Origin of the sequence: Cocleimonas sp. KMM 6892 (genome assembly GCF_035798195.1) — a bacterium.
In the GTDB taxonomy this organism is placed as follows: Bacteria; Pseudomonadota; Gammaproteobacteria; order Thiotrichales; family Thiotrichaceae; genus Cocleimonas; species Cocleimonas flava.
This window is the reverse complement of the sequence record NZ_JAPFBV010000005.1, coordinates 164,252-178,975: the sequence shown is the minus strand read 5'-3', so window position 1 is coordinate 178,975 and position 14,724 is coordinate 164,252. Positions and strand designations below refer to the sequence as shown.

The 14,724-nt window shown below is 40.5% G+C and carries 16 protein-coding genes; 13 read left to right on the top strand and 3 right to left on the bottom strand.

The window, feature by feature from the left end:
- Window positions 1-134: 134 nt before the first annotated feature.
- Both tpx and ssb read left to right on the top strand, forming a co-directional pair.
- Window positions 135-632: a thiol peroxidase gene (tpx, locus tag OO007_RS14700; protein ID WP_131906838.1), complete on the top strand. Its 498-nt coding sequence runs from the start codon at window positions 135-137 to the stop codon at window positions 630-632.
- Between the two features lie 218 nt (window positions 633-850).
- Window positions 851-1,357 carry a single-stranded DNA-binding protein gene (gene ssb, locus OO007_RS14695; protein ID WP_325809362.1) on the top strand — a complete coding sequence of 169 codons (507 nt, stop codon included), beginning with the start codon at window positions 851-853 and terminating at the stop codon, window positions 1,355-1,357.
- Between the two features lie 149 nt (window positions 1,358-1,506).
- On the opposite strand, the gene OO007_RS14690 is transcribed toward ssb, so the two are convergent.
- Window positions 1,507-2,361: an SH3 domain-containing protein gene (locus OO007_RS14690; protein ID WP_131906836.1), complete on the bottom strand. Its 855-nt coding sequence runs from the start codon at window positions 2,359-2,361 to the stop codon at window positions 1,507-1,509.
- A 216-nt stretch (window positions 2,362-2,577) separates the two neighbouring features.
- On the opposite strand from OO007_RS14690, the gene miaB reads away from it, so the two are divergent.
- From miaB to OO007_RS14655, 7 genes are all read left to right on the top strand, one after another.
- Complete coding sequence (gene miaB, locus OO007_RS14685; RefSeq protein ID WP_325809361.1) at window positions 2,578-4,029, top strand: tRNA (N6-isopentenyl adenosine(37)-C2)-methylthiotransferase MiaB; 1,452 nt, start codon at window positions 2,578-2,580, stop codon at window positions 4,027-4,029.
- 76 nt (window positions 4,030-4,105) lie between these two features.
- The gene (ypfJ, locus tag OO007_RS14680) at window positions 4,106-4,981 is read left to right on the top strand and encodes a KPN_02809 family neutral zinc metallopeptidase (protein ID WP_131906834.1); all 876 of its coding nucleotides are present in this window, start codon (window positions 4,106-4,108) and stop codon (window positions 4,979-4,981) included.
- A 268-nt stretch (window positions 4,982-5,249) separates the two neighbouring features.
- Window positions 5,250-6,278, top strand: coding sequence for a PhoH family protein (locus OO007_RS14675; protein ID WP_325809512.1), 1,029 nt, complete (start codon window positions 5,250-5,252; stop codon window positions 6,276-6,278).
- A 59-nt stretch (window positions 6,279-6,337) separates the two neighbouring features.
- Window positions 6,338-6,883 carry an rRNA maturation RNase YbeY gene (gene ybeY / locus OO007_RS14670; protein ID WP_325809360.1) on the top strand — a complete coding sequence of 182 codons (546 nt, stop codon included), beginning with the start codon at window positions 6,338-6,340 and terminating at the stop codon, window positions 6,881-6,883.
- Window positions 6,880-7,722, top strand: a complete 843-nt coding sequence (locus OO007_RS14665; protein WP_131906833.1) for an HlyC/CorC family transporter — start codon at window positions 6,880-6,882, stop codon at window positions 7,720-7,722. The genes ybeY and OO007_RS14665 overlap by 4 nt, the downstream gene beginning before the upstream one ends.
- Before the next feature lie 10 nt (window positions 7,723-7,732).
- On the top strand, window positions 7,733-9,325 hold the full coding sequence (gene lnt / locus OO007_RS14660) for an apolipoprotein N-acyltransferase (protein WP_325809359.1): 1,593 nt from the start codon (window positions 7,733-7,735) through the stop codon (window positions 9,323-9,325).
- 3 nt (window positions 9,326-9,328) lie between these two features.
- On the top strand, window positions 9,329-10,078 hold the full coding sequence (locus OO007_RS14655) for a Nif3-like dinuclear metal center hexameric protein (protein WP_325809358.1): 750 nt from the start codon (window positions 9,329-9,331) through the stop codon (window positions 10,076-10,078).
- Between the two features lie 119 nt (window positions 10,079-10,197).
- Here OO007_RS14655 and OO007_RS14650 read toward each other — a convergent pair whose 3' ends face one another.
- Window positions 10,198-10,704 carry a hypothetical protein gene (locus OO007_RS14650; protein WP_325809357.1) on the bottom strand — a complete coding sequence of 169 codons (507 nt, stop codon included), beginning with the start codon at window positions 10,702-10,704 and terminating at the stop codon, window positions 10,198-10,200.
- A 136-nt stretch (window positions 10,705-10,840) separates the two neighbouring features.
- Entirely contained in the window at window positions 10,841-11,434 is a 594-nt protein-coding gene (locus tag OO007_RS14645; protein ID WP_325809356.1) for a Maf family protein, read from the bottom strand.
- 155 nt (window positions 11,435-11,589) lie between these two features.
- Between OO007_RS14645 and OO007_RS14640 the strand changes: the two genes are divergently transcribed.
- The 4 genes from OO007_RS14640 to OO007_RS14625 all read left to right on the top strand — a co-directional run bounded on the left by OO007_RS14640 (window position 11,590) and on the right by OO007_RS14625 (window position 14,539).
- Entirely contained in the window at window positions 11,590-12,141 is a 552-nt protein-coding gene (locus OO007_RS14640) for a YceD family protein (protein ID WP_325809355.1), read from the top strand.
- 58 nt (window positions 12,142-12,199) lie between these two features.
- The gene (gene rpmF / locus OO007_RS14635) at window positions 12,200-12,403 is read left to right on the top strand and encodes a 50S ribosomal protein L32 (RefSeq protein WP_131906827.1); all 204 of its coding nucleotides are present in this window, start codon (window positions 12,200-12,202) and stop codon (window positions 12,401-12,403) included.
- An 87-nt stretch (window positions 12,404-12,490) separates the two neighbouring features.
- Window positions 12,491-13,507 carry a phosphate acyltransferase PlsX gene (gene plsX / locus OO007_RS14630; RefSeq protein ID WP_131906826.1) on the top strand — a complete coding sequence of 339 codons (1,017 nt, stop codon included), beginning with the start codon at window positions 12,491-12,493 and terminating at the stop codon, window positions 13,505-13,507.
- Between the two features lie 63 nt (window positions 13,508-13,570).
- Window positions 13,571-14,539, top strand: a complete 969-nt coding sequence (locus OO007_RS14625) for a beta-ketoacyl-ACP synthase III (protein WP_131906825.1) — start codon at window positions 13,571-13,573, stop codon at window positions 14,537-14,539.
- The last annotated feature ends 185 nt before the right edge of the window (window positions 14,540-14,724 follow it).

Genomic DNA, 14,724 nt, shown 5'->3' with positions numbered 1-14,724 from the left:
CAAAGTAGGGGGGTGACATTACACTTTTATTTTTGTGCTTAATTTGCCTATTCGCATAATTAGGACTACGTTTAGTTAGCGATTAACAACAAATCATATATCCAAACATAATCACTTAATAAAGGAGTTTTACAATGACCGCTATTACATTACATGGAAATGCCATTCACACTAATGGAGAGCTACCATCTGTTGGAAGTCAGGCACCTGATTTCGTTTTAACAGCAGGTGATCTTTCTGATGTGTCATTGGCTGATTTTGCCGGCAAGAAGAAATTACTGAATATCGTTCCGAGTCTTGATACGCCAACGTGTGCGCTGTCTACCAAGAAATTTAACGAGTCTGCCGCACAACACGATGATACTGTTTTCTTAACTGTTTCTGCAGATTTGCCATTTGCTCAAGGTCGTTTTTGTGAGGCTGAAAGCTTAAACGTCATCAAGCCATTATCTATCATGCGTTCACAAGCTTTCTCTGAAGATTACGGTGTTAAAATTGTTGATGGTCCACTTGCAGGGATTACTAGCAGAGCGATTGTTGTTATGGATGAGAACAATAATGTTGTCTATAACGAAATGGTTCCTGAAATCGGTGACGAGCCCGACTATGACAAAGCTTTAGCTGCACTTTAAATTTTTTGAAGGGGCTTACTTTTTTAATTATTTTAAAAAAACTGCCCCAAAGTAGGGGGGTGTATTTAACATTCCCTTGCTTCAAAAAATCATTAAAGTATTAAGAATAAAATAGCTAAAAAGTGAATATTAAGATACTTTATGCGAAGTTTGAGATGTACCAAGAACTATCCAGATTTTGGATTCTTAGAAATTAATTAGAAAAGGAAAGTAATAATATGGCCAGCATTAATAAAGTCATTCTTGTCGGAAATCTGGGTCAAGACCCAGAAGTAAAATACATGCCTAGTGGCGGTGCAGTAACCAATATAAGTATTGCAACGACAGATTCGTGGAAAGATAAAGCGAGTGGCGAGAAGAAAGAAAATACAGAGTGGCACCGAGTGGTATTCTTTAATCGTCTTGCGGAAATTGTTGGCGAATATTTACGTAAAGGTTCTCAGGTTTATATCGAAGGCAACTTAAGAACACGTAAATGGCAAGATCAAAACGGTGTTGATAAGTACACGACTGAGATCGTTGCACGTGAAATGCAAATGCTAGGTGGCAGAACAGGTGGAAGCAGTGAGTTTAATCAAGCTCCACAAAGAGAGTCTCGTCCTCAGCAAGGTAGCGGCGGTGGAGAAAGAGGTGCACAAAGAGCGCCACAAAAAGCCCCTGCACGTGATAATACGCCCCCACCACCACAGAATTTTGATAACTTTGATGATGATATTCCATTTTAGGGAACATCTTATGGTGTGATTGTAGAGATTGAATAGCATTTCTACAGTACCTATAAATAGACAATAAAAAACCCGCTTTAAGCGGGTTTTTTATTGTCTGAATTGTTTTTAACGTATATCCAGAGAATTTAGATCTGTAGAGTTATTAACTACTGTCCAACAACCTCACAACATCCCGTATAGAACTCACGATTTACCGTAGCATTTACTTCGTAGGTGAATCGGGTTTTTGATAAACCGTTGTAACAAGCATTGGTCTTTTCCAGGTTAACTTCTACATTGTTACGTCCCTGGTTACCTCCAATATTCATACGCACCTGATTAGGTGTTGCCCAGGCGTGATAGTTAATGGGTACATTAAAGGCTTTGTTTTTGCCGAATTTGATATTCATATTGCGATTAGCAACATTCATTTTAATGTTCCACAACTTAGGGCTTTTACCATTACAAAGCAGCATTTTCGCATTAGGCTGGTTTGATTCGTTTATGTCGAAAGCCGTCTTCATTTCAGTAGCTGCGCCTTCGACAGGTTGATCATAACGATCTCCACCATATTCTGCGGGTCTATCATTGAGTGATTCAACAGGAGCAGCTAATACTTTTGCAGTGCGTTGTGGTGCGTTGATGGATTTATTATTTCTAGAAGCGGCAGCAACATTACTGTTTGCTGGATTAGGTCTTAACAACACCCCCGTTTTTACGAGGTAATTAGAATTGACCCAGCCTTTATCTTTTCTCCAGTTAACTTCCACCCACTTAGTGCCGTTTACAACACGTTGCTTGCCTGTTTCAGTCAGGTCTATGGCGTTGTAAGGTAGTCTTTGTTTGATTCGAGATTTAGTGCTCGGCCACGCACGAAGTTTAAGTGTGTTATTTGGTGAGACTTTGTTTACTTTAAATATTGTAATTTTTTTATCTGTCGTTTTTGCATAAGCCATTGTGATGGACGCATCAACAGTGATTAATGCAAACACAATGAGCGTCGATATTGATACGCGCTTCATAGCTAATTCCCCTTTTTTTTATGTACACATCTACTTAAGATTTATACAGCCCGTGGACATATTAGCGCAAACTATAGGATATATCAAACAGTTTACTTTAAGTGATAAGGCCTAAACTGTTGCTATATATAGTAAAATTAGCTTTTTAGGGTTTTGATGACAATAACGCTAACATCGCGGATAATGGGCGTCCAATTTGTTAAATAGTAATTAGTTATGTCCGTTAAAGAGCCAAATGAAATGGCAGATACAAACATCAATGAAAATGCTGGTGTAAACCTAGGTAAAGACGTCGGTAGAAAAGTCGATTCACAAACCATAGATACCAGTAATACTTCAGGCAAGAAAGCCGGAAAGATATTTATCCAGACACATGGTTGTCAGATGAATGAGTATGATTCAGCGAAAATGGCTGATGTGCTCAATGATGCTAATGGCATGGAATTGACAGACAACGCTGAAGAAGCGGATGTGTTGTTATTGAATACCTGTTCGATTCGTGAAAAAGCGCAAGAGAAAGTATTCCATCAACTTGGTCGCTGGCGAAAACTCAAAGAGAAAAACCCTAATGTGATTATCGGGGTAGGTGGTTGTGTGGCGAGTCAGGAAGGCAAAGCCTTGCATGATCGTGCGCCGGTTGTGGATGTTGTATTTGGTCCTCAAACCTTACATCGTTTGCCTGAAATGGTTGCCGAAGCGAAAAGAGATAAGTCGTTCGTTATTGATACCACATTCCCTGAAATTGAGAAATTCGATCGTTTGCCAGAACCAAGGGCAGATGGGGTAAGCGCGTTTGTCTCGATCATGGAAGGTTGCAGTAAATACTGTACCTTCTGTGTTGTGCCTTACACACGCGGTACTGAAATTTCTCGACCTTTTGATGACATCATTGTTGAAGTCGCAGAGCTTGCGAATCAGGGCGTTCGTGAGATTAATTTACTCGGTCAGAATGTAAATGCCTACCGCGGAACCATGCACGATGGTGAAATTGCTGATCTGGCAATGCTTATTCATTACGTTGCTGCGGTTGAGGGTATTGATCGAATTCGTTACACCACATCACATCCGGTTGAGTTCAGCGATAGTCTGATTCAAGCGTATGCAGAAGTTCCTGAACTTGTTGACCATTTACACCTACCCATCCAAAGTGGCTCAGATAGAATTCTGGCAGCGATGAAGCGCGGGCACATGGCAATCGAATATAAACAGAAAATTCGTAAGCTTAGAGAGGTTCGTCCGAATATTAGTTTATCGTCTGATTTCATTATTGGCTTCCCGGGTGAAACCGATAAAGACTACGAAGATACGATGAAACTGATTGAAGATGTGGGCTTTGATAAAAGCTTTAGCTTTATTTACAGTGCACGTCCGGGAACACCTGCGGCATCGTTTGAAGATAATGTACCAGATGCGGTTAAGAAAACGCGTTTATACCGTTTACAACAACGCATTACTGAGATGGAACAGGAAATCAGCCAGAAGATGGTTGGCACTGTACAGAAAGTATTGGTAGAACGCGCTTCTAAACGTGGTGAAAATCAGGTTGCTGGTCGAACTGAAAATAACCGCATTGTGAATTTTGATGGCGATGCGTCATTAATCGGGAATTTTGCTGAAGTTGAAATAACTGAAGCACAACCAAATTCTTTGCGTGGCACGTTGATTTAGAATTCTAAATGAGAAAAAGTAGTATATTTGTATGACTTTACAATATCTTTACAAGTAATAAACAAAGGTTCCAGGTATGAAATGGCGTGATAGAAAACAAAGCACACATGTTGATGATAGACGTGGTCGCAGCGGTGGTGGAGGCGGAAGAGGATTGCCTTCAATCGGTACATTAATGTTTTTATGGCCGATAGTTAAGCCATTATTACGCTCGAAACTTGGAATCGCAGTAGTAGGCATTGGCGCTGCAGCCTACTTTATCGGTCCATCATTATTAGGCATGGGTGGCAGTTCTAGCTCAAGTGATATTGATCCTAATAGTGAAGATGCGGCATTTATCAAAACCGTTCATGGTGATATAGAAACAGTATGGGCTAAGATTTTTGCTCAGGCTGGGCAACGTTACCCAGTGCCAGAATTGGTTTTATATACAGGCTCAACCAGCAGTGGTTGTGGTCCTGCAAGTTCGCGTATGGGGCCATTCTATTGTCCTGCCGATACAAAGATTTATGTCGACATGGGTTTCTTTGATGATTTAAAGAACAAGCATGGAGCAGGTGGTGATTTTGCTCGTGCTTATGTCCTTGCGCATGAAGTAGGGCATCACATTCAAAATCTTGAAGGTACGCTGGATAAAGTTGAAACGGCTAAACATCGCGTTACCGGAAATGACAAGAATCAATTGCAGGTTCGTGTTGAACTTCAAGCTGACTGTTATGCAGGTGTTTGGGCGAATCACGTACAAAAGCAATTTAAAGCGTTAGAACCAGGTGATCTGGAAGAAGCGCTTACCGCAGCTGCATCCATTGGTGATGACCGATTGCAAAAGCAGGCTCAAGGGTTTGCAATTCCGCATACGTTTACTCACGGTAGTTCAAAACAACGCGTTGAATGGTTTGCTCGAGGTGTGAAAAACGGTCGGGTTCAAGATTGTCAAACCTTTGGTGGTTAAAGCTAAGCGTTCTCAAAGCTCAAATTTATTAATCATAAAGACAAGGCTCTGATTGTTAGAGTCTGGTCTTTATGCATTATTCAGTCTGTATTTGCCTTTCTAAAAAAGTGCTTGTGAGCCATTATGATAATGGCACCCCCCTACTTACAGCCCTTTTTCATAAGAATTTCGTATAAATCTCCCTGTATAGTTTCTCTGACTTGGTTTATTCATGCTAGAATAAATTTTTGAATAAAACTATGAAACGGAAAAATAACCTCATTTGAACATAACAAAAGCAGCTTCACCTGCAGACGGCTCTAAGCACGTCACTGACTCTAATCGTCACTCCCTTTCTTTACACCTTGAACCAGAAGACAATCAACGACTGACAAATTTGTGTGGTCAGTTTGATCAGCACTTGCATCAAATAGAAAAACATTTTGATGTGATAGTGAGTAATCGCGCCTTCGATTTCACTATTTCAGGGTTGCCGTTACAAATTCAGAAAACGATTAATCTGTTACAAGAGCTTTACGATTTAACGGCTACGGAGCAATTGGCTCCTGAAAAAATTCATTTGTTTTTGCAGGAATCAAATCACTCAGAAGCGGTGCTAGATGACGACGGCAAGGTGGATCCTAATAAAGACGCGAGTGTCACAGCCACAATCAGAACCAAGCGTGGTTTATTGCGTGGTCGTGGTCCGAATCAGAACTTTTATATCCGCAGTATTCAAACACACGATTTAACCTTTGGTATTGGCCCTGCAGGGACGGGTAAGACCTACCTTGCTGTTGCTTGTGCCGTAGAAGCTTTGGAGCGAGATGAAGTAAGACGCATCGTGCTGGTAAGACCTGCAGTTGAAGCGGGTGAAAAGCTCGGGTTTTTACCGGGTGATTTATCCCAAAAAGTAGACCCTTATTTGCGTCCGATGTATGACGCACTTTACGAGATGCTGGGCTTTGAAAAAGTCGATAAGCTGATTGAAAAGAACGTCATTGAAGTTGCACCATTGGCTTATATGCGTGGCCGTACGTTGAATGATTCTTTTATCATCATGGATGAAGCGCAGAACACCACCGCTGAACAAATGAAAATGTTTTTAACCCGTATTGGCTTTGGTTCAACCGTTGTTGTTACGGGTGATATCACTCAAATTGATTTGCCGAATAATCAACGTTCTGGTTTAAAGCATGTAATTGACATTCTTCAAGGGGTTAAAGAAATACGATTTTCCTTTTTTGAATCTAAAGATGTTGTCAGGCACAGTCTGGTTCAGCGCATTGTTGATCTATATGAAAAGTATGAGGCTTAATAAACCGTTGCTGATAGTGCGACGGTTAAAGCAATCTTAAAAAACAGTTAAATTGAGTCATGAAGATTTCTGAAAAATTACCGCCTGTTGATGATATGCCCAGCATAAATGTCGAGGTGGAACTGCAAAATCCCTGCAATTACTCATCGATTCCTTCGATATATGAGTTGGAATCCTGGAGTGCCAGTGCCTTGCAATCAGGAGTTGCCGAACAAAAAAAACTGCCTGAAAGTGGGGGGGTGACTTTAGTTGTTCGTGTGGTTGATGATGAAGAGGGGTTAGCGTTAAATCAGACCTATCGAGAAAAACCTAGTACCACTAATATTCTTTCATTTCCTTATGAGTTTCCAGAGGAACTCTTGGCGATTCCAGAGCTCCAAGATCAACCTGTTCATTTAGGAGATCTGGTGGTTTGCGAAAGTGTTGTGAATAGAGAAGCGAAAGAGCAAAATAAAACAGCAAAGCAACATTGGGCACATTTGATTGTACATGGTGTCTTGCACCTGCAAGGCTATGATCATATAGAAGATGATGAAGCTGAATTAATGGAAGCTTTAGAAATAAAAACGTTAGATAAATTGGGATTTAAGAACCCTTACTCATGAATCAAGAAGATAAAAAAATTAAAGCACGACCGTGGCTTCATAAATGGTTGAGAAGCACGATAGATACCAGTGTCATAGATCAGGAGGAGTTAGTTGCTGAGCTAAGACAATCACAAAAAAATAATATTATTTCATCTGAATCTTTGGGAATGCTTGAAGGTGTTCTGCAGGTGGATAATCTTCAAGTGCGCGATATTATGATTCCGCGTGCCAATATTGGTTTTTTACATCTGAATGACAGCTATCACGATATTTTAAAAACGGTGATGAAGGCAGGGCACTCACGCTTTCCGGTCATTGATGAAAACAAAGATGATGTTGAAGGCATTTTGCTCGCCAAAGACCTGCTGAAATATGTCGGCGATGAGGAAAGTTTCGATATTGATGACATCATCAGGCCGCCTTCGTTTGTGCCTGAAAGCCAAAAACTTAATACACTGCTAAGCCAGTTCAGAAACAGTCGCAACCACATGGCGATGGTAGTCGATGAATATTCAGGAACTTCAGGATTGGTAACCATCGAGGATGTTCTGGAACAGATCGTCGGTGATATCGATGACGAACATGATGATGTCGACGAAAAGAAGAATATTCTGGCGCAAAGTGATGGCAGATATACGATTCAGGCGAGCACTGAGCTAGAAGAATTCAATGAATATTTTAATTGTGATATGCCATTGGATCAATATGACACCTTGGGCGGCTTGATTTCACAAAAAGCGGGCAAGATACCGAGGCAGGGCGAGGAAGTGAAGCTGAATAAGTTTTCCTTCAAAATATTACGCAGTGATGGCCGCAGAATACAATTGGTAGAAGTACGAAGATTAGAGAAGTTATAAGCATAAAAGTATGAAGCTGCCTGGGATTCAATCACATTTATCTAAATGGAATTACTTGCTCGTATTGCTTGCAGGCGCGATGCTGGTTTTTGCATTTTCCCCTTTTAATATTTATCCGTTGGCGTGGTTTAGTCCTGCCATCTTGTTTTATTCCTTAAGCAAAGCGCAAACCAAAAAGCAGTATTTTATGCTGTCCTGGTTTTACGGAATAGGCATGTTTGGTGCAGGTGCATCCTGGCCTTTCTATAGTTTGTACTTTTTTGCACATGCTCCATTGTTTGTCGCGATACCGGCTACAGTCGCATTTGTCTTGATCGTTTCTTTATTGAGTCTCGGCTCCTTTGGTTTGCTCGCTTCTTTATTTAGGTACAGACCGTTATTCTTAAAATTGCTGATTTTCTATCCGGCGTCATGGGTGATCGCTGAATGGTTTCGTTCATGGTTTCTCACGGGATTCCCCTGGCTCTATTTAGGCAATAGTCAAATTGATACTTTTTTTGCGGCTTTTGCTCCACTTGCGGGTGTATTTGCGGTGAGCCTATCGAGTGTCATTATTGCTGGTGCCTTACTGAGTTTCGTCCTGGGTAATTCAGTGCAACGACAGGTGTATATCAAATCTGACCCTGTGCATCAATCTGTCAGTGATAATGCCTTGGTGGAAGAACGTTTTGGTTCGTCTATTCGAATTTTATCGGCACTAATTATTGTGCTGTTGGTGAGTAGTGCGTTTGCGTTACAAAGCATAAACTGGACAGAGAAAGTTGATAAGCCGTTGAAAGTGAGTGTGCTTCAGTCAAATATTTCTCAACTCGAAAAGTTGAATCGCGATAACTTGATACCCTCGATAGATCTTTATCGCAGTATGACGTTGAAAAGCATGAGGAGTGATTTGATCGTTTGGCCGGAAACGGGCTTATTCGACTCATTTGATCGGCACATGGAATCACTCATTCAGCCATTACAAAAATCAATTGCTAATACTAATAAAACCATACTGATTGGTGGCTTTTATATCAATGAAAATCAGGGAGTAGAGAATAGCGTATTGGCAGTCTCTGCGGATAATCGGGAAATATATTCCAAACGACATCTGGTGCCCTTTGGAGAATATACGCCTTTATTAGAGTACATTCGCTGGTTGAGCAAATGGATTCAATTGCCTTACGACAATATAACCCCGGGTGTGAATAACGGCACACTGAATATTGGTGACCAGATTGCCCAAATGACAATTTGCTACGAAGATGCATTTGGTTCTGAGATTATTCAATCCTTGCCGCTGGCAACTATGTTAATAAATGTAACGCACGATGGCTGGTTTACGGGGTCTTTAGAGCCGCAACAACACATGCAAATAGCCAGAATGAGGGCGTTGGAAACAGGGCGCTATATGGTGCGTTCTACAACCACGGGACCATCGGGAATAATTAATGAAAAAGGCGAGTTAATTGAAACTGCGCCATTAAACACTAAAAGTATCATTACAGGTAAAGTTCAGCCATTTGCTGGTGTAACGCCTTATGTGCGTTGGGGAAATTGGTTGATTATTGGTATCTTAAGTGTCATTTTACTACTTGGCATAAGCTGGAAAAGGGAAAGGTAAACAATGGCTACGATAAAGAATGTCGCTCAATATATTCATGAATTGCTCGACGTTGATGCATTCAAGGATTACGCACCAAATGGCCTGCAAGTTCAGGGTAAAGAAAAGCTGAAGAAAATAGTCATGGGTGTTTCTGCGACTCAGGCATTCATTGAAGCTGCCATTGAAAAAGAAGCCGATGCCATACTCGTTCACCATGGTTGGTTCTGGGATAAAGAAGACCCAAGAATAATCGGCATGAAGCATAAACGACTCCAGTTATTGATGGAACATGATATAAATCTACTCGCGTATCATTTGCCTTTAGATGCTCATCCTGAACTTGGTAATAATGCTCAGCTAGCCAAAGTATTGGATATTCACATGGAAGATGTGATGGATGGACAAGGTGTGGGTAATTATGGTCGTTTAGAAGAATATATGAGTCTTGAAGAACTGGGGCAAAGTATCGAAAAGAAACTGGGGCGTAAGCCGATGCTGATAAATGCAGGTGACCATGCCATCAGAAGGGTTGCCTGGTGTACCGGTGGTGCGCAGGGATATATTGATAAAGCAGCTAAAGCAGGGGTCGATGCTTATATCAGCGGTGAGATTTCAGAACATACCACGCATACAGCGCGTGAAAATGGTGTACATTATATAGCGGCAGGTCATCATGCGACCGAGCGTTATGGTGTGCAGGCATTGGGAGAGCATGTTGCTGCTAAATTTGGCTTACTCTATGAATTTGTGGATATCGATAACCCTGCTTAAAAAAACGCCTCAAAGTAGGGGGGTGACTTATAGAATAATGAGTTAGAAGTACTATCTAAGTAACTTTAAATAGTTCTGTTTAGTTCTATTTATTCCGTTCTGATATGTTTAAAAGAGATCTATTGCGTTGTTACGGTTACGGTCACGACATCTCTGTAGATACCAGCCGGAATAAACGCATCAAACCCAGCCAAAGACCATCCAACAAGAATAAAATCTAAATCAGTTGGATTTGTATTACATGGAATGCTTAGCTGAGGATTGCTTGTCTCTTCAAAAGTCACCGTTCTATAAATGATTCTATAATTCGCTAAATCATCATTGTTCACTGTATGACGAAGTTTGAAATTATTCTGTGTAGAAAAGTCTAAATCACAATCTCCCGACACATTTGATGCAAGTCCCATCGTTCCCAGATTTACTTGAACTGGAAAGATAAAATTCAATACATCGCCATTGTCGTAAAAACGTGACGCACCAGGTGCTGTCCCTGTGAAATTCACATAAGGGGCGTAAGTATGAGATAGTGTTATTTCTGTATTATCCGACGCTGCGCGAGCTGTAGAAAATGCAGATACAGTTAATAGTAAAGCTATTGCTGTATTTAAGGGTTTGTTTAATTTCATTATCATTATTAGTATTATTTGGTGGGTTGCCAAATTTGTATGCATCAACAATATCTGATTTTAACTGAACCTTACCTGAATACGCCGTTCAGTTTGTCGGAATGGCGTGAACCTAATGCAATTCCAGATTGTTATTTCAGGGTAAAAGAAACCCTTTAATTCGCAACATTTCAGAAAGTTTAATTAAAGGTAGGCCTATCAAGGATGATGGGTCTTCACCTTCTAATCGTTTGAATAAGGTTACCCCTAATCCTTCAGATTTAAAACTGCCAGCGCAGCCATAGGGTTGCTCTGCCTGAAGGTATGATTCTATTTCTCTTGCAGACAGATCACGAAAATCAACATGAAAAGGTACCATTTCTAGTTGATAGCTCTGGTCGCTGCAATCATAAAGGCAAAGACCAGTGAGGAAGCTCACCCGGTTGCCGGAGCTTTCTGTTAATTGTGTGACTGCGTTCTGATGATTGCCCGGCTTGCCTCTAATTTCGTCATTTAAAACTGAACACTGGTCTGATGCAATGATCAAGGCATCGTCATGCCTTGTTGCAACTGCTTTTGCTTTTTCCAGAGACAGACGAATCACATAGTCTTCCGGAGTCTCGTCTTGTAATGGGGTTTCATCGATATCAGGTGAGTCAGTGGTAAAATCGAGCCTTAACCTTTCCAGTAGTTCTTTGCGGAAGGGTGAGGTAGAACCTAAAATGAGGGGTTTTTGTTGCTTATCTGGCATGATTTTTTAAAAGACTCTGGTGTAAAATTTATGATTATTACGGTTGGAATCGTATTTTAGCGTTAGCGTATAAAATAAAGAAGTAAATAAAAACATCGTAATAGTATTAATAATACTTTACAGCAGGGGTATATGCTTAATATAATTCCGCTCTTATGTCGGATAACAGTCAAATACAACGTTTACCGGTTGAGGTAGACCCATTCAAACTAGTAGAACAGGGTCGTCAGTTCAAAGGCAGAATGCCTTTAAGTGATTTTCCTCGCCTTAAAGATTTACTTTATAAGAGTGAATCTAAGACTAACGAAAAACTCGTTAAGGTGGATTTAGAGTTCGCCCGGAACGAAACAGGTTTACCTGTTATCAAAGGACAGATTACAGCAGAAATGCAAATGATATGTAATCGATGTCTTGATGCTACAGCGTTAACCGTTGAAACTCAGACTGAAGTAGTGCTGGTTGGAAGCGATGCGCAGGCAGAAAGATTGCAGGATAGTTTTGATATTTGGTTGGTAGAAGACCAAACACTGGTTTTAAAAGACTTCATCGAAGATGAATTATTACTGGCAATGCCTTTAGTGATAGCACACGATGAATGTGAACCGGCAAGAAGATTGATCGAAGCTTTACCTGAAGATGAATATAATGATGAGCAGAAAGAGAAAGATAACCCTTTTGCTGCTTTAAAAGATATAAAACTTAATTAAGAAACTAGAGTTGATAAATATTGTATTTATTAATTTTTTTTACGTATTGGAGTAACTCATGGCAGTTCAAAAAAGTAAAGTAACGCGTTCAAGAAGAGGACAGCGTCGCTCTCACGATTCTTTATCGAATCCTACATTATCTGTTGATCCAGTTTCTGGTGAGACTCATTTGCGTCATCATATGACACCAGACGGATTTTACCGTGGTCGTCAAGTTATCGCTTCTGCAGTAGAAGTAGAAGACGAGGATGATGACGAGTAAAAATTGTGTTTTACCATATTGAACATTAAAATCGCGGGCATAGACTCGCGATTTTTTGTATATAAAACATAAAAGGTTTGCACGTTAATGACAGAGTTACATCGTATTGCAATAGATACAATGAGCGGAGACAACGGCTTATCAGCTGCAATACCTGCAGCATTGTTATTTTTAAAAGAATACAATGATACCGCTCTAATCCTGGTTGGCGATGAATCTAAAATATTAGATGAGTTAAGAAAGCATAATCAGGAACCTAACGAAAGAATAAAGGTTCAGCACGCATCTGAAGTCGTGTTGATGAATGAGTCACCCGCTTTGGCCTTACGCGGTAAAAAAGACTCGTCAATGCGCGTAGCGATTAATCTTGTTAAAGATGAGTCTGCTGATGCTGCTGTAAGTGCTGGTAATACTGGTGCTTTAATGGCCACTGGCCGTTTTGTTCTGCGAACATTGAAAGGCATCGATCGCCCAGCTATTTGTGCGCCAATACCTGCTGCATCGGGTCACACTTATGTGTTGGATCTTGGTGCTAATATTGACTCAACTTCAGAACATTTATATCAGTTTGCTATTATGGGTTCAGAGCTAGCAACGGCTATTGATGGTGTTGAAAAACCGCGTGTGGGTTTGCTCAATATCGGCTCTGAAGATATGAAGGGTAATGAGCAGGTAAAAGCTGCACATAAACAATTACAAGATGGTGGTTTTAATTATATTGGCTTTGTGGAAGGTAATGATATCTTTCATGGCGAAGTTGATGTCATTGTTTGTGATGGTTTCGTGGGTAATGTTGCACTGAAAACCTCTGAAGGCCTGGCAAAAATGCTTTCACAAGAAATTAAAGCAGGCTATACCAAATCTATATTTACCAAAATTGCAGCTTTGGTGTCTTATCCGGTACTTAAATCGTTCCGTCAACGTTTTGATCACAGGCGCTATAATGGTGCTAGCTTTCTGGGCTTGAAAGGTATAGTGATAAAAAGTCATGGTGGGGCGGATGATGTCGCTTTTGCTAACGCGATAGGGATTGCGCGAAAAGCAGTTATTGAAAAAGTACCTGATAAAATAGAAGAGCAACTGCAAAAACATTTAGTCGATTAGTTCTTTAATATGTCTGTAGTAATATAGTAACCAAATAAAATAGAGAAAATAATAGGATACAGGATGAATTCTAAAATCACAGGCACAGGTAGTTACTTACCTGAAAAGGTATTAACCAATCATGATCTTGAAAAGATGGTTGATACCACGCATGACTGGATTGTAGAGCGCACAGGTATCGAAAAACGTCATATTGCAGCAGCGGATGAAACGACTTGTGATCTTGCTGAAAAAGCCGTCTTAAAAGCCATGGAAATGGCGGGTAAAACGGTTGATGATATTGATCTAATTGTATTTGCTACAACCACTCCTGATCTCATTTTCCCAAGTACTGCGTGTCTATTGCAAAAAAAATTAGGCATTAGCGGCTGTGCGGCTTTTGATATACAGGCTGTTTGTACAGGCTTCGTTTATGCATTAGGCGTTGCTGATAAGTTTATTAAAAGTGGCTCTCATAAATGTGCGTTGGTTATTGGTGCAGAAAAGTTCTCCAATATTATCGACTGGACCGACAGAGGAACCTGTATTTTATTTGCAGATGGCGCTGGAGCTGTGGTTTTAGAAGCAACTGAAGAAGAGGATGGTATTCTTTCTACTCATCTACATGCTGATGGTAAGTATGAGAACTTACTCAATACCACTGCTGGTGTCTCTAAAAACAAAGCCTTGATGGATTCTGGTGGGGCTTTTGTGCAAATGAAAGGTAATGAAGTTTTTCGTGTGGCGGTGAATACGCTTGGCCGTATTGTTGACGAAACACTTGAATACAATAATATGGAAAAGTCTGATATCGATTGGTTAGTACCACATCAGGCTAATATTCGCATTATAAAAGCGACAGCTAAAAAGCTTAAGATGCCAATGGATCGAGTTGTTGTTACTGTGCACGAGCATGGTAATACCTCTGCAGCGTCTGTTCCGCTAGCCTTAGATGTGGCGGTTCGTGATGGACGCATCAAGCGCGGTGAGGTCATTCTGCTAGAGGCCTTTGGTGGTGGTTTCACCTGGGGTTCTGCGCTCATTAAGTTTTAAAAGGTTATTCTAGCTAATTAATGATAGCTCGATATGCGATAAACGGAATTGGTGTTTGTGCTTCGCGAGCTGTTTCTTATTGAGTGCTCTTCGTTTGCTATTATGATGCTTCTGTTTAGTAAGTTATTATGATTTTTCCATTGTTGTAACACTCAGTACTCTTCTTGGTTTTTTGTTGTTTCACC